18 protein-coding genes are annotated in these 21672 nt (G+C 60.6%); 11 read left to right on the top strand and 7 right to left on the bottom strand.

Annotated elements, in window-relative coordinates:
* Positions 1 to 3: 3 nt before the first annotated feature.
* The 7 genes from TX24_RS20500 to TX24_RS20470 all read left to right on the top strand — a co-directional run bounded on the left by TX24_RS20500 (position 4) and on the right by TX24_RS20470 (position 7055).
* Positions 4 to 624: a DUF1120 domain-containing protein gene (locus tag TX24_RS20500; RefSeq protein WP_034135874.1), complete on the top strand. Its 621-nt coding sequence runs from the start codon at positions 4 to 6 to the stop codon at positions 622 to 624.
* An 11-nt stretch (positions 625 to 635) separates the two neighbouring features.
* The gene (locus TX24_RS20495) at positions 636 to 1256 is read left to right on the top strand and encodes a DUF1120 domain-containing protein (RefSeq protein WP_034135875.1); all 621 of its coding nucleotides are present in this window, start codon (positions 636 to 638) and stop codon (positions 1254 to 1256) included.
* A gap of 3 nt (positions 1257 to 1259) precedes the next feature.
* Positions 1260 to 1943, top strand: coding sequence for a DUF1120 domain-containing protein (locus TX24_RS20490; RefSeq protein ID WP_057710974.1), 684 nt, complete (start codon positions 1260 to 1262; stop codon positions 1941 to 1943).
* Between the two features lie 32 nt (positions 1944 to 1975).
* Positions 1976 to 2680 (top strand): fimbria/pilus chaperone family protein, encoded by a 705-nt coding sequence (locus TX24_RS20485; RefSeq protein WP_003188770.1) that lies wholly within the window; start codon positions 1976 to 1978, stop codon positions 2678 to 2680.
* 119 nt (positions 2681 to 2799) lie between these two features.
* Positions 2800 to 5235, top strand: coding sequence for a fimbria/pilus outer membrane usher protein (locus TX24_RS20480; protein ID WP_169878779.1), 2436 nt, complete (start codon positions 2800 to 2802; stop codon positions 5233 to 5235).
* 11 nt (positions 5236 to 5246) lie between these two features.
* Positions 5247 to 6386 (top strand): DUF1120 domain-containing protein, encoded by a 1140-nt coding sequence (locus tag TX24_RS20475; RefSeq protein ID WP_003188768.1) that lies wholly within the window; start codon positions 5247 to 5249, stop codon positions 6384 to 6386.
* Positions 6387 to 6410: 24 nt separating this feature from the next.
* Entirely contained in the window at positions 6411 to 7055 is a 645-nt protein-coding gene (locus TX24_RS20470) for a DUF1120 domain-containing protein (protein WP_003188767.1), read from the top strand.
* On the opposite strand, the gene TX24_RS20465 is transcribed toward TX24_RS20470, so the two are convergent.
* Both TX24_RS20465 and TX24_RS20460 read right to left on the bottom strand, forming a co-directional pair.
* Positions 7052 to 8317, bottom strand: coding sequence for a CynX/NimT family MFS transporter (locus TX24_RS20465; protein WP_057710972.1), 1266 nt, complete (start codon positions 8315 to 8317; stop codon positions 7052 to 7054). The two genes, TX24_RS20470 and TX24_RS20465, sit on opposite strands and share 4 nt — an antisense overlap.
* Entirely contained in the window at positions 8307 to 8966 is a 660-nt protein-coding gene (locus TX24_RS20460) for a FadR/GntR family transcriptional regulator (RefSeq protein WP_003188764.1), read from the bottom strand. The genes TX24_RS20465 and TX24_RS20460 overlap by 11 nt, the downstream gene beginning before the upstream one ends.
* A gap of 159 nt (positions 8967 to 9125) precedes the next feature.
* Between TX24_RS20460 and TX24_RS20455 the strand changes: the two genes are divergently transcribed.
* The gene (locus TX24_RS20455) at positions 9126 to 9437 is read left to right on the top strand and encodes a type II toxin-antitoxin system MqsR family toxin (RefSeq protein WP_003188762.1); all 312 of its coding nucleotides are present in this window, start codon (positions 9126 to 9128) and stop codon (positions 9435 to 9437) included.
* Positions 9434 to 9922 carry a type II toxin-antitoxin system MqsA family antitoxin gene (locus TX24_RS20450; RefSeq protein WP_034135880.1) on the top strand — a complete coding sequence of 163 codons (489 nt, stop codon included), beginning with the start codon at positions 9434 to 9436 and terminating at the stop codon, positions 9920 to 9922. The genes TX24_RS20455 and TX24_RS20450 overlap by 4 nt, the downstream gene beginning before the upstream one ends.
* A gap of 167 nt (positions 9923 to 10089) precedes the next feature.
* Here TX24_RS20450 and TX24_RS20445 read toward each other — a convergent pair whose 3' ends face one another.
* From TX24_RS20445 to TX24_RS20430, 4 genes are all read right to left on the bottom strand, one after another.
* Positions 10090 to 10854, bottom strand: a complete 765-nt coding sequence (locus TX24_RS20445; RefSeq protein WP_003188759.1) for an amino acid ABC transporter ATP-binding protein — start codon at positions 10852 to 10854, stop codon at positions 10090 to 10092.
* 10 nt (positions 10855 to 10864) lie between these two features.
* Positions 10865 to 11962: an amino acid ABC transporter permease gene (locus tag TX24_RS20440; RefSeq protein WP_003188758.1), complete on the bottom strand. Its 1098-nt coding sequence runs from the start codon at positions 11960 to 11962 to the stop codon at positions 10865 to 10867.
* 10 nt (positions 11963 to 11972) lie between these two features.
* Positions 11973 to 13154 (bottom strand): amino acid ABC transporter permease, encoded by a 1182-nt coding sequence (locus tag TX24_RS20435; protein ID WP_003188757.1) that lies wholly within the window; start codon positions 13152 to 13154, stop codon positions 11973 to 11975.
* 72 nt (positions 13155 to 13226) lie between these two features.
* Positions 13227 to 14258 carry an amino acid ABC transporter substrate-binding protein gene (locus TX24_RS20430; protein ID WP_057701502.1) on the bottom strand — a complete coding sequence of 344 codons (1032 nt, stop codon included), beginning with the start codon at positions 14256 to 14258 and terminating at the stop codon, positions 13227 to 13229.
* Between the two features lie 346 nt (positions 14259 to 14604).
* On the opposite strand from TX24_RS20430, the gene TX24_RS20425 reads away from it, so the two are divergent.
* Both TX24_RS20425 and rhlB read left to right on the top strand, forming a co-directional pair.
* The gene (locus TX24_RS20425; RefSeq protein WP_003188754.1) at positions 14605 to 15261 is read left to right on the top strand and encodes an alpha/beta hydrolase; all 657 of its coding nucleotides are present in this window, start codon (positions 14605 to 14607) and stop codon (positions 15259 to 15261) included.
* Between the two features lie 95 nt (positions 15262 to 15356).
* The gene (gene rhlB / locus TX24_RS20420) at positions 15357 to 16823 is read left to right on the top strand and encodes an ATP-dependent RNA helicase RhlB (protein WP_003188753.1); all 1467 of its coding nucleotides are present in this window, start codon (positions 15357 to 15359) and stop codon (positions 16821 to 16823) included.
* A gap of 64 nt (positions 16824 to 16887) precedes the next feature.
* Here the strand turns inward: rhlB and TX24_RS20415 are convergent, their stop codons facing one another.
* Positions 16888 to 21621, bottom strand: coding sequence for an RHS repeat domain-containing protein (locus TX24_RS20415; protein WP_057710971.1), 4734 nt, complete (start codon positions 21619 to 21621; stop codon positions 16888 to 16890).
* Positions 21622 to 21672 lie beyond the last annotated feature (51 nt).

Here is a 21672-nt window from a genome sequence, read left to right as displayed (position 1 = left end):
CCCATGGTTAGCCCCCTCACTACCCTCACCGCCACACTGTTGCTGATCGGCGCCGGCCCGGTATGGGCCGCCAGTAGCCAGGACCTGACGGTCAAAGGGGTCATCACCCCCAGTGCCTGCGCCCCCGTGGTCTCCGGCGGCGGTACCGTCGACTTCGGCAAGGTGTCGGTCAGAGACCTCAACGCCGACACCTACACCGACTTGCCCAGGGAAACCATGTTGTTGAGTGTGCGTTGCGAAGGGCCAACCATTTTTACCCTGAACACCATCGACAACCGTGCGGGCACTGCCGCCAGCCACTTCAGTTGGCATGGCCTGGGCATGACACCCAACGATGAAAAAGTCGGCGACGCCGGGCTTGGCCTGTATAGCCCGGTGGCCGATGGCGTACCGGTACGCACCATCACCTCCCGGGACGGCGGCGTGACCTGGATCCCCTCGGTGATGCTCAGCCATAGCTTGTTGACGGCCGTCGCCGACGGCGACGGCCTTGCACCGATCGCGATCCAGGCATTGGACGCGGAAATCCGCCTGATCACCCACATCGCCCCCGCCAGCAACCTGACGCTGACCGACGAAGTGCCCATCGACGGCCACGCCACTGTGCAAGTCAATTACCTCTAAGGAGCCTCCCGATGAAAACCCGATTGACCACCCTGGCCGCCAGCGTGCTGCTGCTCCACTCGGCCACCACCTTCGCCGCATCCAGCGTGGACCTGACCGTCAAAGGCCTGATCGTGCCCAGCGCCTGCACACCGACCCTGTCCGGTGGTGGCGTGATCGACCATGGCAAGATCTCCGCCAAGGACCTGAACCCGGACAACCCGACAGTCATCGGCAACCACACCCTGGTCATGGCGGTCAATTGCGACGCTGCGATCCAGTTCGCCCTGCACTCGGTCGATAACCGTGCCTCCTCAGGTATCTCTTCGAGTTACGGTTTGGGCTTTATCAACGAAACCCAGAAGCTGGGCGGGTACAACCTCACGCTAGCCAATCCGCTTGCCGAAGATGGCGTGGTGGTGCAACCCATCGCATCGTCCGACCAAGGCAATACCTGGTTCAAAGAAAAGTTCTGGGATCCGGGCCTGTACATGTCGGTTGCCTCGATGGATGACGATAGCCAGCCACTGGCGGTCAAAGACCTGGTGGTCGATTTACAGGTGCAGACCTTCATTCTGGCCACCGCCGGCATGGACCTCAGCAATGAGGTGACCCTCGACGGCTCCGCCACCCTTGAAGTGAAGTACCTCTAACCCATGGCCGCTCATCCCTTGAACACCGACAGGCATGGGCGGCGTCTGGCACTGCCCGTGCTCACGGCATGGGGGCGTAGCGTTGCCATCGTGCTTGGCCTGACAGCGATGACCCAAGCCCACGGTGCGTCGGCCGTCGACCTCACGGTGACCGGCCGGGTAACCCCGGACGCCTGCCATATCGAGCTGACGAATGAAGGCACCGTCGATCACGGCAAGATTCCTTCTCACAGCCTCAATGCCGACGAGTTCACCGTACTGCCGATCCAGACGCTCGACCTGCGTGTGCAGTGCGCCAGGCCGATGCTGTTTGCGCTGGTGGGCCTCGATAATCGCGCCGACTCCTCGTCGGCCCCCGATTATTTCTACGGGCTGGGCAGGAACATCCATGTGCCCGAAGAACGCCTGGGCTCCGTGGCATTGGCCTATCGCAACGCAGTGGGCGATGCGCAGCCCCTGCAAGCATTGGCTTCCAGCGACAACGGCGAAACCTGGTCCCAGGAGCCCAATGCCTACCCCCGCACCTACATGGCCTTCGCGCCAGTCGGTGACCGACAACCGGACTTCATCGGCCAACTGACCGTCCAGGTTCAGGTGAGCACTGCGATCAATTTTTCCCAGTACCTGACCCTGGACCAGGAAGTTCCGCTCGACGGCGCCATCGTCCTGGACCTGCGCTACCTCTGACCGCCCCCTTTTTTGGCTAATGGAAACCCGTCATGACGACGACATTCTCAAACACCGCTGTCGGCCTGATTGCCTTGCTCTTGATGCTCGGCGATCAGGTAAAAGCCGACGGTATGGTCCCGGACACCTCCGTGGTGATCGTGAACGAGGCCGAAGGCGAAGCGTCCGTGTCGGTGACCAACACCGACAGCCAGCTGGCCCTGCTGCATGTGACCTTGCAGGACATTCCGGAAGACACCGAACCGCTGTTAGTGGTGACACCGCCGCTGTCGCGGGTCGAAGCCTCCAAGTCCCAGCTGGTGCGTTTCATTCTGCAAAACCGGCAGCCGTTGCTCACCCAAAGGCTTAAACGCGCAGTGTTCGAAGGCATGCCCCAGGGACGCGCCGCCACCGCCGTCGGGCATGCCCGCGTAGGTGTGACCGTGCGCCAGAACCTGCCGGTGATCGTGCACCCCAAGGGCCTGGCCCCCAACCGCACGCCCTGGACCGACCTGACCTGGACACTGCGCGAAGGCCAGTTACAGGTGCGCAACGACACGCCGTACGTGGTGCGTCTGGCGCAGGAGCTGCAACTGCTGCCCGGTGACGGCAAGGCGTTGCTGCCTCGGACCTATGTGCTGCCCGGCGAAGCCTTGAGCGTGCCGGCCAGCAGCAGCCAGGCCAAGACAGTCAGGCTGCAGCCGGCCACGGTGTACGGGTTTGCGGTCAAGGCTTACGACGCACCAATCAGCTTCTGACGGAACACCCCAGGCGGCGTACCACCCTGCGCCGCCTGAGTAACGAAGTGACGGCTTGTTGATCGTCACCAGAACGCCCGGTCCACAAGGCCTGCGCGTTCACTATTCGAGTACCTTGCGTGAAAACAGTATTGAGTTACCGTGACGGCGAAGCCGTGCCCGATCCCTTTGCCAGCCCTGCCCTGGCGCTGGTATTGCTGCTGTGCGCGCTCATACCGGCCAAAGTGTGCGCCGAAGATTCCAGCTCGTCCGGCTTCGATGCCCAGACCTTGCAACAACGTGGTATCGACCCACAACTGGCCAGCCTGTTGCTGGCCGCACCGCGTTACGCAGCCGGGCAACACACCGTCAGCCTGCGCGTCAACGGTCAGCGCCGTGGCCGGCTGGCGGTGAACTTCGATCAGCAGGGCAACCTGTGCTTTGACCGCGCTTTGCTGGACGCGGCCAATCTGGTGCCGCCTGGTAAAACCGAGGGCTGCCATGATTTTCTTGCGCGGTACCCGCAAACCCTTGTGGAACCAGACCCGGCGACACTGACGGTGTCGCTGGTGGTGCCCACCGACGCCCTGCGCCCCGTGCAGCAGGATATCTCCGGCTACGAAACCGGCGGGTTTGCCGGCCTGCTCAACTACGACCTCAGTGGCTTCTACAACCGCTTCGGCGATGACGCCAGCCGCTTTGGTTCGGCCAATACCGAGGTGGGGTTCAATGCCGGCGACTGGATCGTGCGCAGCCGCCAGGTGCAGACCTGGCAGGATGGCCTGTCACGCAGCACCCACCTGCAAGCCTATGCCCAACGCACCTTCGCCAGCTACCAGGCGGTGCTGCAGGCCGGGCAGATCAACCTGTACAACCCGGTGCTGTCCGGCGCGCAGATCACCGGGGTGCAGGTGCTCACCGAGCACGCGCTTCAAGAACAGGGCCAGGGCGCGCTGATCCAGGGCATCGCCAACAGCCCGGCCCAGGTAGAGGTTCGCCAGAACGGCGCGTTGATTCATTCCACCGTGGTGCCCGCCGGGCCCTTTGCCCTGACCGATGTGCGTCGCTTGAACACGCGCTCGGACGTCGAAGTCACGGTCAAGGAGAGCGTCGGCGGTGAACGGCGCTTCACCGTGCCAGCGGCCATGCTCGGGCTCGGGTTGCCAGCCCCGGGTTACTCCGTGGCAGCGGGCCGAGTGCGTAATGTGGGCGATGCCGAAGGCGAGGATCAGTGGGTAATCAGTGGCGGCTGGACCGGCGCCCTGCACCCGCAATTGACCCTCGGCACGGGCGTGCTGGCGGCCAGTCAATACCGTTCGGTGGGCGCCAGCCTGGGCTGGTTACCGTGGCTGGACAGCCAGATCCAACTGTCCACGCAAGTGTCCAACAGCCAGGCCCGAGAGAAGGTCTCCGGTGTGCAGACTGATCTGTCCTGGTCCCAGCGCCTGGGCGAACAATGGTCGATCAGCGCCGCCAATTCCTGGCGCAGCATCGGCTACCGCGAACTCGAAGAAAGCACTTACACGCGCGACGACAGCAACCGTGATTCGCGCTACCGCGACCAGCAAAGCCTCAACCTCGGCTGGTCGCACCCCCAACTGGGTGCATTCAGCGCCGGGGTTTCACGCTCGGCCAATTTTGCCGGCGACAGCAGCAGCCGGGCGCTGGCCTCCTGGGGCACGAGCATCGGTGCGGTGTCGTTGTCGGCCAGTGCCGAGTGGCAAATGGGCGGCCGCCAGCAGCAGGACAACGCGGTGTACCTCAATATCAGCGTGCCGCTGGGCGAGAGTCGCCGGCTGCGCAGCTGGGTGCGCAACTCCGGTGGCGAGAACCGCACCGGCCTGGGCATCACCGAACAGATCGACGACCAACTCAGCTACCGCGTCAGCGCCGAGCACGACAGCAGCGACCATCAAGTGGAAACCACCCTGGGCATCTCCGCGCTGCCGCGCTACAGCCAGCTGGATGTCAGTTACAGCCGCTCCGACGCCGAGCGTTCCAGCTATCAAGGCGGTGCTCGCGGCGGTGTGGTGCTGCATGGCGACGGCGTGACCTTTTCTCCCTACCCGGTGCGCGACACCTTCGCGCTGGTGTCGGTTGGCGATATGAGCGGCATCAAACTCACCACCCCCAGCGGCCCGGTGTGGACTGACTGGCAAGGCCAGGCCGTGGTGCCGCAAGTCGCCGCCTACGGGCGCAGCCCGGTGGAAGTGCAAACCCGTTCATTGCCGCGCAATGCCGATATCAACAATGGCCTGGCCATGGTTTCGGCCGGCCGTGGCGCCGTGGAGCGCGTCAAATTTGGCGTCGGCCTGACCCGCCGCCTGCTGCTCACCGTCAGCACCGACCAGGGCGCGCCGTTGCCGGCGGGTGCCTCCGTCAGCAGTGCCAATGGTGAATTCATCACCCTGGTGCAGGACGGCAGCCAGGTGTTTCTACCCAATGTGCTGGGCCAATCGACGCTGTGGATAACCACGCCCCAAGGGCGCCGTTGCCAGTTGCGTTACTCGCTGCCGGAAAAAGCCGACCCCTCGGTGTACTTCGAAACGGCCCCCGCACGCTGTCACGCACCTTGAGGATTCCCGCCATGCCCCTTGCAAGCTGTTTGCGTCAACTGTGCCTGGGGCTGTTGATCGGCGCCGCCGGCACAGCCCAGGCTTTTGAAGAATGCCAACTGAACGTCAGTGAGCCGTTGCTGGATTTCGGCCTGATGAGCCGCTTGGCGCAAAGCGACAGCGCACCGCAACGCCTGCTCGGCGAGCGTCGACTGAGTGTGACCGTCAGTTGCCCCCAGGCCGAAGACCTCAGCCTGTTCTACCGTGCGCAAGCCGCCAGCCCGCAGCGCTGGCAGTTTACCGAGCACGGCAGCTATGCCATTGAAGTCAGTAATGCCCTGCTCGACGGCCGCGCGGTCGAGTTGGGGGTGCTGCCCGCCGTGGGGCAGGCGCCCGTCGCCACTGGCAGCGTCCTGCAATGGCGACCCGACCACGGCATCGCACCGGTCGAACGGGGCACGGTGCTCACCGGTAAAACCCTGGCACTGCAAATGAGCCTGCGTGCCTGGGCCGACCCTGCCGCCACCCAGGTGCGCGATGCCACCACCTGGGAAGTCTCCGGCATGCTGTACGGCGCACACCATGGACGCTACCGGGAGCTGACACTGCGCGCGCACTTCGCGCCTATCGCCTGCCTGCCGAGCTTGTCCGACCAAGGCGTGGTGGACTACGGCACTCTGTACGCCAAAGACCTCAACGCCAGCACTGAAACACCGCTGCCCACCCGCACACTGCACCTGAGCGTGACCTGCGACGCGCCCATCCGCTTCGCCCTGCGCATGAAGGACAACCGCGACGGCTCGGCCACGGGCGGCACCGATGAAACGGCCTATGGCCTGGACCTGGATGCCAGCCGCAACAAGATCGGGCGCTTTTACCTGACCATCGACCCGGCCGAATTCAGCGCCGATGCCTTCCCCACCTTGTACCGCACCGACTCCACCAGCAATGGCGTGGCATGGAGCAGTTCCACCGCGCGGCAGATCCCCATGGCGGCCAACAGCATCATGGGCTTTACCGACAAAACCGGCGTTACCACAGGGCCAGTCGCCCTGCAAACCCTGACTGGCACGATGCGCATCAAGACTTACCTGGCGCCGATGCAAAGCCTGGACTTGCGTGACGTGGTGCACATCAACGGTTCCGGCACGCTCGAAATCGTCTACCCCTGAGCCCCCCTGTAAGGAGTCCGCCCCATGAAAACCCGCATCCTTTCCAGCCTGGTGTTACTGGCCTGCGCGCCCTCGGTGCTGGCCGCCTCGACAGTGGACCTGAGCGTCCACGGACTGATCGTCCCCGCCGCCTGCTTGCCGCAGCTTTCCAGCGGTGGCCTGATCGACTACGGCAAGATTGCCCAACAAGACCTGAACCTGGAGACCGCCACGCGCCTGCCCCTGAAGACGCTGCATATCGGCATCGCCTGCAATGGCCCCGTCCGCTACGCCCTTCGCATGCGCGACAACCGCGACGGCTCGGCCATGGTCAACAGCGAGATTTACTACGGGCTGGGGTTTGATAGCAGCGGCAACCGCCTGGGGGTTTACTCCATGACCTTCGACCCGCGGCAAACCCAGGCCAGCAACACCGCGCAGGTATACGGCACCGAGTCCACCACCGGTGGCCTGGCGTGGCGCACCTCCAATCTCAACCCCATCGATATTGGCTCGCGAAGCTACCTGGGGTTTACCGACGTGGAGGGCAGCGTCAGCGGGCCCACGGCCATCGGTACCCTGGGGGGCAACGTCACGGTGCAGACCGTGATCAATGCCCGCCAGAATCTGGATTTGAGTGTGGAAACCCCGCTCGATGGCTCGGCCACGCTGGAAGTGGTGTATCTCTAAACCTTCTCGCTGGTGACCTGCACATAGCGCGCACGCCCGGCGCCCAGCCCGGCAATGATGGCCCCCAGGCCGATCACAGCGAAGATCCAGCCAATGGCTGCCCAGCCGCCGGTCCAGTCATGCACCAGGCCGACCGCGAACGGCCCCATCGACGCCAGGGTGTAGCCGATGCCCTGGGCCATGCTCGACAGGTTGGCCGCCACATGGGAATCGCGCGAGCGCAACACGATCAGGGTCAGCGCCAGGCTGAAGGTGCCGCCCTGCCCCAGGCCGAGCAAAATCGCCCAACCCCATAGGCCCTCCAGCGGTGCATACAGGCAACCGAACAGCCCGCCGAGGGTCAGCAGCATCACCACCACAATCGCCAGGCGCTGGTCCTTGCCGCGCGTGGCCAGCCACGGTGCGGCCAGGGAGCTGAGCAGTTGCACGATGATCGAGCCCGACAGCGCCAACCCGGCTTCGGTCGCGCTCAGGCCACGGCCGATCAGGATCGACGGCAACCAGCCGAACACGATGTAGGCCAGTGACGATTGCAGGCCCATGTACAGGGTGACCTGCCAGGCCAACGGATCGCGCAATAACCCTTTCACACGATAGGCCACACGATGGGCGCCGTGCTTCTGCCCAATCTGGGGTAACCAGACCAGGGCCGCCACCAGCGCCGGCAGGATCCAGAAGCCCAGGCCGATCTTCCAGCTGTCGCCAAAGGCGTGGCTCAGCGGCACAGAGGCACCGGCCGCCATGGCGGCGCCCAAGCACAACGCCATGGTGTAGACACCGGTCATGGCACCGGCCTGCCTGGCGAAGTCGCGCTTGACGATACCCGGCAGCAACACACCGATGATGCCGATGCTGGCCCCTGCAACCAGGCTACCGAGGAACAACCCCACCTCACCCAACGAACTGCGCAGGATGATCCCGGCGGCCAGGGTCAGCAGGATGCCAAGCACAACGCGCTCGGCGCCAAAACGCCGTGCCAGCATCGGCGCGGTGGGCGCGAACAGGCCCAGGCACAGCACCGGCAAGGTGGTCAGCAAACCGGCCTTGGCGGCGGACAAGCCCAAACTGCTCGAAACCTCTGCCAGTAACGGCGACAAGCTCGACAAGGCCGGGCGCAGGTTCAAGGCCACCAACACCAGGCCCAGCAACAGCAGCCATGGCCGAACCACGCTCGGCGGCGCCTGCTGCACGCTGTCGTCGTCAGCTTCGGCGTCGATCAACAGTTCTTCGAGTTCGGTCTTGCGTGGGGCTTCAGGGTTCATTGATCAACTGCCGGCAGAGGGATTTGGCGCGGTCCGGGTCTTGTTGTTCCACCGCATCGAGCAGCGCTCCATGCAGGTCGAACACCGCCTGGCGTCGCGGTGAGCGGTTCAGGGTCTGGCGCAGCTGCGCGCCGACAATGGCCGAGAAGTAGTGGTACAGCTCGCTCAAGGCCGGGTTGTGCGCCGCATCCACCACGTGCTGGTGGAACTTCAGGTCGGCGCTGATATAGGCCTCCAGGTCGCCGTGATAACGCTCGGCGCTGAGAGCGAGCGCCTTGCGCAATGCCTCAAGGTCCGCTTCGGTACGACGCAATGCAGCCAGGCCGATGGCCTCCACTTCCAGAATCTGGCGCGTCTCCTGCGCCTGCTCCAGCGTGCAATGGGACAACGCCCGCATTGTGCCCAGTGGGTCGGTCATCGAGCGCAGGTAACTGCCATCGCCCTGGCGAATTTCGATCAAGCCCGAAAAGGCCAATACCCGCATGGCTTCACGCACGGTGTTCCGGCTGATCCCCAGCTCGGCGGACAACTCGGGCTCGGTGGGCAGGCGCTCGCCGATGGCCCATACGCCTTGGGAGATGCGCAGGCGCAGTTGCTCCAGCGCCTGGTCGACCAGGGAGCGTTTGATCAGCGGGGCGATGTCTGTCATGGGTTTAGCGCTTTCGTCCAATCATAGGATGAATTTTCCTACAGGCTATTCGGAGTTGCCTACAAAGGCAACGCACTAGGGTTCTTAGGCAGGAAAAGGAGCAGTATTTTCGATTGGTAAAATTACCCTTAGAGGGTAATTATTGGACTCAGGTGTCTTATGGAAAAGTACACACCTCATTACGATTTGGCCCTGATCAAGGCGCAAGTCATCCAGCTGGGCAACGGAGCATTTACGGCAAGTGCGCGGGAGAGCGCTCGACAACTTGAATTGAGTATCGGCCAGATGCGGTTGGCGGTCTGCGCCCTTGAAAAGCGAATGTTGTACAAATCAATGACAACCTATTCAGACCATCGGGTATGGCAGGACGTCTATCTCATCAAAATGTACGGTACGGAGATTTACATCAAGGTGACTTACCGCTCAAGCGGTGGAGCTCCCGTAATCTCCTTCAAGGAGAAAACCTTATGAAAACCCAACAATGCGTGAATTGCGGAGCCCATGAGGGAATGCAGCATTTCGAAGGTCGCACCTTCACCATCAACACGCGCGGCATGATGCGCGACATTCCAAACATCGCGGGCTGGGAATGCCAGGTCTGTAAGGAAATCGAATTCGATCATGACGATGACAGCGCAGAGCGTTATTCCGACGCCAGTGACCAATTATTGATTGATGGCAGAAAAATCATCGCTGCCGAAATGAAGCGAATCCGTCGCAAACTGCATCTCACTCAGAAGGACGCAGTGAAGCTTTTGACTGTGCGTGGGCAAAATTCATTTTCTCGCTACGAAAGGGCTGAGGTTTTCCCTCCTGAACCATTGTTTACACTCATGCGCCTACTGGATAAGCATCCGCATCTACTAGCCGAGATCGAGGCGCTCAATGTCGGCGATGACCTCAATCGCCTGCTCATAGAAAAAGATGAGCAACAACTTGCGGCCCAAGCCTCCTGAACCATGCCGTGTAGGAGCGAGCTTGCTCGCGAAAAACGTCAACGAGAACGCGTGTTTCCTGATTGAACGCGGCGCCTGTGAGTTTCTCGCGAGCAAGCTCGCTCCTACAAAAATCCTTGACTGAACGGCATTAGGCTACCAGGCCGGGTTTATTTTTTAACGCTCCATCAATGCAGTATCTGGCTCAAGAACAACCGGGTCCGCTCATTCTGCGGGTTATCAAAAAAGTCATTCGGCGCCGCCTGTTCAACGATCTCACCCTTGTCCATGAAGATCACGCGGTTGGCCACGGTGCGCGCAAAGCCCATTTCGTGAGTCACGCACAACATGGTCATGCCGTCTTCGGCCAGGCCAATCATGGTGTCCAGAACCTCTTTCACCATTTCCGGGTCGAGTGCCGAGGTCGGCTCGTCGAACAGCATGATTTTCGGTTTCATGCACAAGGCACGGGCGATGGCCACACGCTGTTGCTGGCCGCCGGACAGTTGCCCCGGAAACTTGTGGGCCTGCTCCGGAATGCGCACACGCTCCAGGTAGTGCATGGCAATTTCCTCGGCCTTGCGCTTGGGCATCTTGCGCACCCACATCGGCGCCAGCGTGCAGTTTTGCAAGATGGTCAAATGCGGGAACAGGTTGAAGTGCTGGAACACCATGCCCACTTCACGGCGGATCGCTTCGATCTGCTTGAGGTCATTGGTCAGCTCCACGCCATCGACCACGATGCGGCCTTGCTGGTGCTCTTCCAGACGGTTGAGGCAGCGGATGGTGGTGGACTTGCCCGAGCCCGACGGGCCGCACAGCACGATGCGCTCGCCCTGCTTGACGTTGAGATTGATGTCTTTCAACACGTGGAACTGGCCGTACCACTTGTTGACGCCCTGCATCTGGATAATGCCTTCAGGGCTCACAGGCTGTTTGATTGCTTCGCTCATCAAAAAACTCCTAACGCTTGTGGCCAGTGTCGAGCTTGCGTTCCAGGTGCATGGAATAGCGCGACATACCAAAACAGAAAATCCAGAACACCAAAGCGGCGAACACGTAGCCTTCAGTGGCCATGCCCAACCATTTGGGGTCGGCGGCGGCTTGCTTGACGCTGTTGAGCAGGTCGAACAGGCCGATGATGATCACAAGGCTGGTGTCCTTGAACAGGGCAATGAAGGTGTTGACGATCCCAGGGATCACCAACTTCAAGGCCTGCGGCAAAATCACCAGGCCCATGCTGCGCCAGTAGCCCAGGCCCATTGCCGCAGCGGCTTCGTATTGCCCCTTGGGAATCGCCTGCAAACCACCGCGCACCACTTCGGCTACATAGGCCGACTGGAACAGGATCACACCGATCAGCGCCCGCAGCAGCTTGTCGAAGTTCATGCCCTCGGGCAGGAACAGCGGCAGCATCACCGACGACATGAACAGCACGGTGATCAACGGCACGCCGCGCCAGAACTCGATGAAGGTCACGCAGACCACCCGAATGGCCGGCATGTTCGAACGCCGCCCCAGCGCCAGCACAATGCCCAGCGGCAAGGCGCCAGCGATGCCGACAGTGGCGATCACCAGGGTCAGCATCAGGCCGCCCCATTGGCTGGTCGCCACATTGCTCAGGCCGAACACGCCGCCGTGCAGCAAGCAGTAGGCGATGATCGGGTACAACACCAGAAAGCCCAGGCCGTAGATCGCCTTGCGAGGGAAACGCGAGATGAACAACGGCGCCACACCCACGATGGCCAGCCATACCGTCATGTCCACGCGCCAGCGCAGGTCGACGGGGTAATAGCCATACATGAACTGCCCGAAGCGCTGTTGGATAAACACCCAGCAGGCGCCCTCCTTGGTGCAGTCGGCGCGGGTGGTGCCCACCCAGTTGGCATCGAGGATGGCCCAGTGCAGGATCGGCGGCACCACCAGGTACACCAGGTAGATCGCCAGCAAGGTCAGCAGTGTATTGAGCCAGCTCGAGAACAAGTTGGCGCGCATCCAGGCCACCGGCCCGAAGACTTTGCTCGGCGGTGGCATGTCAGGTTTGAACGTATGCGTAGTCATGGGTGTGTCCTCACCGCTCGATCAGCGCAATGCGCTTGTTGTACCAGTTCATCAGCAAAGAAATGCTGATGCTGATCGCCAGGTACACGCTCATGGTGATGGCAATGACTTCAATGGCCTGGCCGGTCTGGTTGAGCACCGTGCCGGCAAACAGCGAAACCATTTCCGGATAACCGATACCGGCGGCCAACGACGAGTTTTTCGCCAGGTTCAGGTATTGGCTGGTCAGCGGCGGAATGATCACGCGCAACGCTTGCGGGATGATGACCTTGCGCAGCGTCGGCCCTGGGCGCAGGCCCAGTGAGCGTGCCGCTTCGGTCTGGCCATGGCTGACGGACTTGATGCCCGAGCGCACGATCTCGGCAATGAACGCCGCGGTGTACACCGTCAACGCCAAGGTCAACGCCAGCAGTTCCGGGATCAGCACCCAGCCGCCGACGAAGTTGAAGCCAGCAAGCTTGGGCATTTCCCAATGCAGCGGCGTGCCGAAGACCAACACGCACAGCGTCGGGATCACCACCAGCAGCGCCAGGCCCGCCCAGAATTTATGGAAAGGAACCCCGGTCGCTTCAAAGCGTTTGTTGGCCCAGCGGGTCATCAGCACGATGGCAACGATGGCGACCACCAGGCTGGCCACAAACGGCCAGAACCCATCGGCCGCCAGCGCTGCTGGCATGTTCAGGCCACGGCTGCTGACAAAGAAGGTGTCACCGAAGTTATGGCTGTTGCGCGGCCCTGGCATGGTCAGGAAAACCGCGAAGTACCAGAACAGGATTTGCAGCAGCGGCGGAATGTTGCGAAATACCTCCACGTACACCGTGGCCAGCTTGTTGATCATCCAGTTAGGCGACAAGCGCGCCACGCCGATGATGAAGCCGAGCAGGGTTGCCAGCACCACACCGATGACGGTCACCAGCAACGTGTTGAGCAGACCGATGACAAACACCCGGGCATAGCTGTCCGATTCGGTGTAGTCGATCAAGTGCTGCGCGATGCCGAAGCCGGCACTGCGCTCAAGAAAGTCGAAACCCGAGGTGATGCCCCGGTGTTGCAGGTTGGTCTGGGTGTTATGGAACAGGTACCAGCCCAGCGAGACCACCGCCACGATCGTGATGATCTGGAACAGCCACGCACGCACTTTGGGGTCGCTGAAGCTGAGCTTCTGCTTGGGTGCGCCGATTTGATTTTGCATGAAGTGCCCCGAAAATAATGGAACAGAACATCACCCGGCAGTTGGCCTACCGGGTGACAGAACCATCAGCGATCAGCGCACAGGGGGTGCGTATTGAATGCCGCCGTTGTTCCACAGGGCGTTCAGGCCACGGTCGATTTCCAGCGGCGTGCTCTTGCCCAGGTTGCGCTCGAACATCTCGCCGTAGTTACCCACTTGCTTGACGATCTGTACCACCCAGTCCTTCTTCACTTTCAGGTCTTTGCCGTATTCGCCGTCAGCACCGAGCAGACGCGCAACGTCCGGGTTCTTGGTGGCCTTGGCTTCAGCTTCGACGTTCTTGGAGGTCACACCGGCCTCTTCAGCGTTGAGCATGGCGTAGCCCACCCAGCGCACGATGGCCAGCCACTCGTCGTCGCCATTACGCACGACCGGGCCCAGGGGTTCCTTGGAAATGGTTTCCGGCAGCACCACGTAGTCTTTCGGCGAAGCCAGCTTGCTGCGCTGGGCGAACAGCTGGGATTTGTCGGACGTCAGTACGTCGCAACGCCCGGATTCCAGCGACTTGGCGCTTTCATCGGAAGTGTCGAAGGTGATCGGGGTGTATTTGAGGTTGTTGGCGCGGAAGTAGTCGGAAACGTTCAGCTCGGTGGTGGTACCGGCCTGGATGCAGATGGTTGCACCGTCCAGTTCCTTGGCGCTCTTGACGCCCAGCTTGTTGTTCACCAGAAAGCCGATGCCGTCATAGTAGGTAATGAAGCCCGGGAATTTCAGGCCCATGCCCGCGTCGCGGGAGCTGGTCATGGTGGTGTTGCGCGACAGGATGTCGACTTCGCCTGACTGAAGCGCGGTGAAACGCTCCTTGGCGTTCAACTGGCTGAACTTGACCTTGGTGGCATCGCCAAACACGGCAGCCGCCACAGCGCGGCAATAGTCAGCGTCGATCCCGAGGATCTTGCCGCTGGCATCCGGCACCGAGAAACCCGGCAGGCCGTCACTCACACCGCACTGCACAAAGCCTTTTTTCTGCACGGCGTCCAGGGTGGCACCCGCCTGGGCAAAACCACTGACACCCAGTACAGCCGCCGCAGTGACAATGGCCAGGGTGGATTTCAATACCTTCATTACAAACCTCCAATTGCTCTTGTTGTGTCGGAGCTCCAACCTCAGCGCACCCTTATGAGGCGATATCGACCCGTGTTGGTTTTTTTTGGGGCCAAGCAGCATGAGGTTTTTGCGGTAATTGCAGTTGCTTTCCCACGAGCGGCACTCACTGATAGTGTTACCGTCCTAGGAGAGTTCTGACATCGAGATACACATAGCAAGGCGCGTACCAGAGTCTTGGCCGAGTGGCTGCAACTGCGCTTCAATGGCAAAAGATTCAGCCTTGCGACATTCTCTTAACAGATCAACCTGTCGCGCACCGTTCCGACGCACCTCATCGGAGCGCCCGCACATCTATGGAGCAGACATGACCGAACCCTTGATTCTTCAGCCCGCCAAGCCAGCAGACGCCTGCGTTATCTGGCTGCATGGCCTGGGCGCCGATCGCTACGACTTCCTGCCGGTGGCCGAAGCGCTGCAGGAAACCTTGCTGAGCACCCGCTTTGTTTTGCCCCAGGCCCCCACGCGCCCGGTGACGATTAATGGCGGCTACGAGATGCCGAGCTGGTACGACATCAAGGCCATGAGCCCGGCCCGTTCGATCAGCCTGGAAGAACTGGAAACGTCGGCAAAAATGGTTACGGACCTGATCGAGACACAACAGAGAACCGGAATAGACACTTCGCGAATTTTCCTCGCTGGTTTTTCTCAAGGCGGCGCCGTGGTTTTTCACACCGCGTTCAAGAAATGGGAGGGGCCCTTGGGCGGTGTGATCGCCCTCTCCACCTATGCGCCCACCTTCGATAATGACCTGCAATTATCCGCCAGCCAGCAACGCATCCCTACGCTCTGCCTGCACGGCCAGTACGACGAAGTGGTTCAGAACGCCATGGGCCGCAGCGCCTACGAGCATTTGAAAGGCCGTGGTGTCACCGTGACATGGCAGGAATACCCAATGGGCCACGAAGTGTTACCCCAAGAGATACACGATATCGGCGCCTGGCTGGCTGAACGGCTGCGCTGAACCCCGTGTTTATGTAGCCGTATGACAGACGCACTACGCCGCGCCCGATTCTTGCATTACACTGGCCGGCGTACATTCCTTAATCAATTAATGAGATGACCGTGCTCAAAGCACTCAAGAAGATGTTCGGCAAAAGCGAGGCTGAGCCGCTCGCGCCTGTTCCCAGTGCACCTGCCCCCAAGCCCGGCAACCGCAATGACGGTCAACAGCCCGGCCGGAACGCGCCCGCCGCCTCACCGAACAAAACCACGGTGACGCCGCCTGAACAGGTAAAGCCTGCCGAGCCCGCCCCGACGCCTGTGGCCAAGCCCCGTCGCGAACGTGCGCCCAAGCCGCCCGTGACCCCCTGGAAACTCGAAGACTTCGTCGTCGAACCCCAGGAAGGCAAGACCCGCTTCCACGATTTCAAACTGGCCCCGGAACTGATGCACGCCATCCAGGACCTGGGTTTCCCGTACTGCACACCGATCCAGGCGCAAGTGCTGGGCTTCACCCTCGCAGGCAAAGACGCCATCGGCCGCGCACAGACCGGCACCGGCAAGACCGCCGCGTTCCTGATCTCGATCATCACCCAACTGCTGCAAACGCCGCCGCCCAAAGAACGCTACATGGGCGAACCGCGTGCGCTGATCATCGCCCCAACCCGTGAGCTGGTGGTGCAGATCGCCAAGGACGCCGCCGACCTGACCAAGTACACCGGCCTCAACGTCATGACGTTCGTGGGCGGCATGGACTTCGACAAGCAGCTCAAGCACCTTGAAGCCCGCCATTGCGACATCCTCGTCGCCACCCCGGGCCGCCTGCTCGACTTCAACCAGCGCGGCGACGTGCACCTGGACATGGTCGAAGTGATGGTGCTGGACGAAGCCGACCGCATGCTCGACATGGGCTTTATCCCACAAGTACGCCAGATCATTCGCCAGACCCCGCCGAAAACCGAGCGCCAGACCCTGCTGTTCTCCGCGACCTTCACCGAAGACGTGATGAACCTCGCCAAGCAGTGGACCACTGACCCGTCCATCGTCGAGATCGAAGCACTCAACGTTGCCAGCGAAAACGTCGAGCAGCATATCTATGCCGTCGCCGGTGCCGACAAGTACAAACTGCTCTACAACCTGGTCAACGACAACGGTTGGGAGCGCGTGATGGTGTTCGCCAACCGCAAGGACGAAGTGCGCCGCATCGAAGAACGCCTGGTACGTGACGGCGTCAACGCTGCGCAACTGTCGGGTGATGTGCCGCAGCACAAACGCATCAAGACCCTGGAAGGCTTCCGCGAAGGAAAGATCCGCGTGCTCGTGGCCACCGACGTGGCCGGTCGCGGTATTCACATCGACGGCATCAGCCACGTGATCAACTTCACCCTGCCGGAAGTGCCGGACGACTACGTGCACCGCATCGGCCGTACCGGGCGTGCTGGGGCTGCGGGTGTGTCGATCAGCTTTGCGGGCGAAGATGACTCGTACCAGTTGCCGTCCATCGAGGCGTTGCTGGGGCGCAAGATCAGCTGTGAGACGCCGCCGACGCATTTGTTGCGGGCGGTGGAGCGCAAGCGGCCTTAAGCGCGACTCAATGCCAGTCAGCGAACCTGACTGGCATTTTTACGGGCTCGGCCACTATTGCTGATCAGTCATCGCGATCCGAGTCACTCAGAACAGACTGACGAATACGCGTTGCCTCCCGTCGAAACTCCCCATAGAACTGAAAACTACTCCCTGACATGTCCACCAGTCCCAGGCTCATTGGTCGTGGCTGTGGTTGCTGCTGCCACTGGGGCTGCTCGTCCTCAGCCACTGGCTGCGCTTGTGTGCTGTTGAGTCGAGCATCCAGGCCACGGCTGAAGTTGGTCCATCTGAGCACCGAGCGCGCGCCCCCGAATAGTTGGCTGGCGGGGGTAATCTCTTTTGGGCCGGCGAACGAGTAGGATCTCCCTGTCGCGTTCTTGCCTGCCGCAACGAGGCCTTTGCCAAGGGAACTTGAGAGGAAGCCTGTTGTATGTTCAGAGGCTCTGAGCATTGAGGCCTCTCTAAAGGCTTTAACACCCAACGTGGCGGAAAGGCTGACACTGGCAACGACACCAACGGTGGAAAACCCTAGCGACGCCCATCCCAGATTCTTGATGTGCTGCGAACGATCCCAGCCCATCTGCTTGTCGACCGCTTCGATACTCAGCCCTGTAATCCCCAATGTACCGCCTATGCTGCTCGCTGAGGTAGCAACCGTAGCCAGCACCTTGCCCGCCAGCGCCAGCCCTGTAAGTTTGCCAATCCCGGCCGCCAGCCCCACCACTGCAACCTTGAACGCCACCAACGACAAGGCCAACGCAACGCCGGTAAGCGTCCAAGCCAACCACTTCGGCAACAACCCGCTAGGGTCGATGAGATTGACCGGATTCCCGGCACAGTAGGCGTAGCTGTTAATCCCACCCTCATCAAAAGGCGCCAACGGGTCAGCCGAAAGAAACACTATCAAGCGCGGGTCGTAAGCACGCGGCCCTAAATGGTACAGACCGACCGCTGCATCCAGACGCTCGCCGGTAAACGCCGGCAATTGCAGGTCCGCCATCGAGCGCACATTGCCGTCCCGCGCAACCACGTTGCCTTCGCCATACGGAGCGTAATGGCGCTGCACCGTAGTCTGCCCCGGCGCCACGATGCCGCGCACGGTGCCCGCCCCGTCATTCAGATGCAATTGCGGCCCGTCTACCCCGCCAGTACGCACCTGCACGTGGCCAGCTGCATTGAAGTAACGCAGTTTCCTGCTGCCCTCCACCAACGTATCCAGGCGATCCCCCGCGTAAGCCATGACCACCGGTGTCTCGTTACCCCGGGCCGCCACGACTTGGCGAGATTGAGCATCGTACTGGTAACTGCATTGCAGCGAGCCCTCCTGCACGTGGGTCAACTGGTCAAAGCCATTGTAGGTATAGATGCGCCCGGCCGGCCCACCGGTCAAATTACCCGCCGCATCATAGGTCAAGGCATCATCTTGCGCCGGGTTGGAGTGGGTTACACGGGTCAGGCGGGTGGGGTCTGCGTCGGTGAAAAACCGCATGCTGATGTCCTGCGTGCCGTCGGCGAAAGAGGTCACGACGCGGGTGATGTTATCCAGGCTGTCGAAACTGAATTGTTGCCCTGCGATGTTTCGTCCCAGGGAATCCTGGGGGTATTCACGCCCCTCGCAACGATAAGAGGTAAGTCGCAAGAAGGCGTCATAGGTAAACGTCTCGCCAATCACCAATTGCGCAGCTGCATCACGCACAAATCGGCTGGCCAGCAAGCTATTGGGATGATAAGTGCTGCTCATCACTTGCAGCAGCGCACCGTTTTGCTCAAAGCGCCGCTCAGCCTCGCGCCCCAGAGCGTCATAGCCCACGCGGGTGACCACCTCGGTATTGGCATAGCGGGTGGTCAGCACCTCAGGCCGCGCAAACCGATCATAGTGCTGTTCAACCGCCACCTCTCCGGCCACCATCTTGCGGAACCTGCCGTTGGCGTCATATTCAAAGTCGCTTCGCTGCCCCTCAGGGGACGTGTAGTGCAGCAGGCGCCCGCCCATAGAGTGGCCATAGTGGGCGGTCAATGGCATGCCGAGCACCGTTTGCACTTCTTTTTCCGGGTAACCGTTCACATCGTGGAATAACTCATGTTTGAGCGCGCCACTCTCTGAATAGGTGGGTTGACCACTGACCGGGTCATGCCGGTAGAGCCTGTCCGGATGCCCCGCCATCTTGACCGTGCTCAGCGTGCCCAACTCTTTGTCATAAGCCCATTGCTGGCGCGTCCCGGCGCCGGACACCACGGCCACAGGTTCAGTCCAATCGGTCTCATAATCCCAAGTAGTGGCGGACGCCGTCCCCCTGGACTGCGCTGTCAATCGGCCCAGACTGTCGTAGGTGCGCGATCCCACCAGCCTGCCATCAATGCTGATTGAACTTGTGTGCGGCTCACTGCTGCCTGGCGCGTAGGCCACGGTGCGCTGCCGCGAAGGGCTGCCATCCGAAGGCGTTTGGACGGTCATCACCACGCGGTCGAACAGGTCATAAAAGTAATCGGTGCGATGCTTATCCATGTCCAGACGTGACAGGCAACGCCCCAGGCCGTCATAGGTACGTGACTCCACCTCAGTGAGCTGCCCGAGAGCGTCTACCCGATTCACCTGGAACGGCTGATGATGAGCATTCAGATGAGTTTCCAGACGCTCGCCACCCTCGACTCCGGTTACACGCAGATGCAGCCGAGGGTCATAGTCATCGATCGTCACGCTGCCATCGGCGCGTGTCACACGACTGGCGTTACCCCAAGGGTTATAGGCGTAGCGCGTGGTCAAGACGTGTTCGCCATCGGGCAGATAATCAATACGCGTCTTTTCTACCGTTTGCCCAAGGGCGTCATAACGCCAGGTACCTAGGGGCTGCTCGCTAGTTCCGCCCTCCAGCAACAGCGCTCGCGCAACCTGCCGTCCCATCCCATCGTAGTAAGTGACGGTGTTGCGGCCTTGCGCATCCGTGGTCACCAAATGGGCGCGCTTCGTGGGCGTTGCATAGTGATAGACAAAATGACGCCCAGCTTCCTGCGGTTTACCTGGCGAAGCCGTTTCCGCCGTCAAACGCCCAGCAACATCATACGTCATGACCAGCGTTGCCTCCCCGTCGCGGCTCATCGACAGCAGGCGCCGGTTGACCAGAGAGAGCGTGCGTACCGATTCCAGCCAGTGGCCTTCACGGCCCAACAGCCGATGAGTTTCACTGAGCGTATCGCCGCTGAGGGTGTAACTGAAATGGTTGACTAACGATTGTCCGTCGATGGCAGAAGTGCTGCTTTTCAATCGCCCAGCCAGTTCCAAGGGGGCGTCGTAATAGCTTTGCTGCTGACTGACCCTGGCTTCCTGAGAACTCGACAGAAGAACACAGTAACTGCTGCCTGTCGCAGGTATTCGAGTGTGGGTGTACTCGGTAAGTCGGTCTGTGGGGTTGCCTGCTACGGGGATCAAGCGCTCTTGCTTTAAGTAACGCTGAAAAAGCCCATGAGGGTCGGCTGGACATTTTCCGCTTTCACCATTGATAGGGTAATAGCTGAACTCGGTGCGTACGCCGGAAGCCTCGGTGCGACTCAACTCGTTGCCGTATTCATCGGTTTCGATCGCAACCTGCACTTCTCTCGTCGTACCGCCAGCCACCAACTCATAACGAGTGGTGATAAGCCTGGGCAGTTGGAGATTGGCGGGCTGCGCCGGAAAGAGCCCTGGAGCGGTGTTGTAAGCAATGGTCGTGGTGGCTCGCGCGCCTTCGCGCAAGGTTTGTTCTTCAATCAGCAAGTGGAATTTGTTGAACGTGCTGCGGGTACTGCTCAGTACGGTACTGTCTTGCGAGTCGATAGATCTCTCTTCAACCCAATAGTTATAGTCCCCACCAATCACGTACAGGTTGTCTTCGCCTTCACGAAAGCCGCCAGAATAGGGATAACCCGTAAAATTATTGCCCGTGCTATAGGTGTAAGTTCGGGTAATAGGCAACTGACTGTTCGCGGGTGTCTGAACCCAACTGTAAACCCGTGGAATATATTGACCATTGCCATACTGATGACCGTTCTCGACGTACCTGATTTGCTCCTCGCCTCCCATCGGCGACTTCACATGGTCGATGGCAATCAATCCATTGCGAAACGCGGGTGTATAGCCAAAAACGAACCCCACACTCTGAAACGGCTCATCCCGATCGTAAGGCGCCGTGATAGCGGTCAACTTACCACTGGTATAAGTGAAACGAGTACGGGCATATCGACCGCCGTCTACTCGTGAATCAACCGCTGCAAGGCGCCCGCTGGAGTAGGACAGCTGCAACAACACTTCCTGATTCTGCCCCAGGACCCGCTCGAGCGATCCGCCCAGCGTATACTCCCACTTCATGCGCTCGCCGTTCTCAAACTCAATCGCCACGATCCGATAAGGCATGGAACTGCTGGTACGCTGCAACACCTCAACAGTGCCGTCTTTGTAAATTACATGCAGCGTACTCGTATCAGGCCGCCGAACGACCAGATTTTTTAGTTTGTTATCCTTAATAATTAACGTGCCGCCAACAGCGGGTAGACTTTGGGTCTTGAATTGCTCCCCGGTAAGCAGCGTCAGTCGCAAGCGTGCACTGTCGAACTCGGTATTGCTTATTCGCCATCCGGTACCGTACACGTCTGACGCCGTATTGAGCATGGAGAACGATAACGCAATATCACGACTTACCTCTAGCGGCCCCATAGGATATAACGTCACCAGATTAATTCGGACATTGTAGTGCCCCGTACGCGTGTCGACCGCACCACTTAAATAAGTATTAAAATTGAAAGCTTGAGAATAGACATCCATATTAATCACCACTCATTGAGCAATATCATTAGGTATCGACCCCCCAATGAC

This window comes from Pseudomonas lactis (assembly GCF_001439845.1).
Taxonomy (GTDB): domain Bacteria; phylum Pseudomonadota; class Gammaproteobacteria; order Pseudomonadales; family Pseudomonadaceae; genus Aquipseudomonas; species Aquipseudomonas lactis.
The sequence above is the reverse complement of the archived record's forward strand: the minus strand, read 5'-3'. Positions and strand labels throughout refer to the sequence as shown.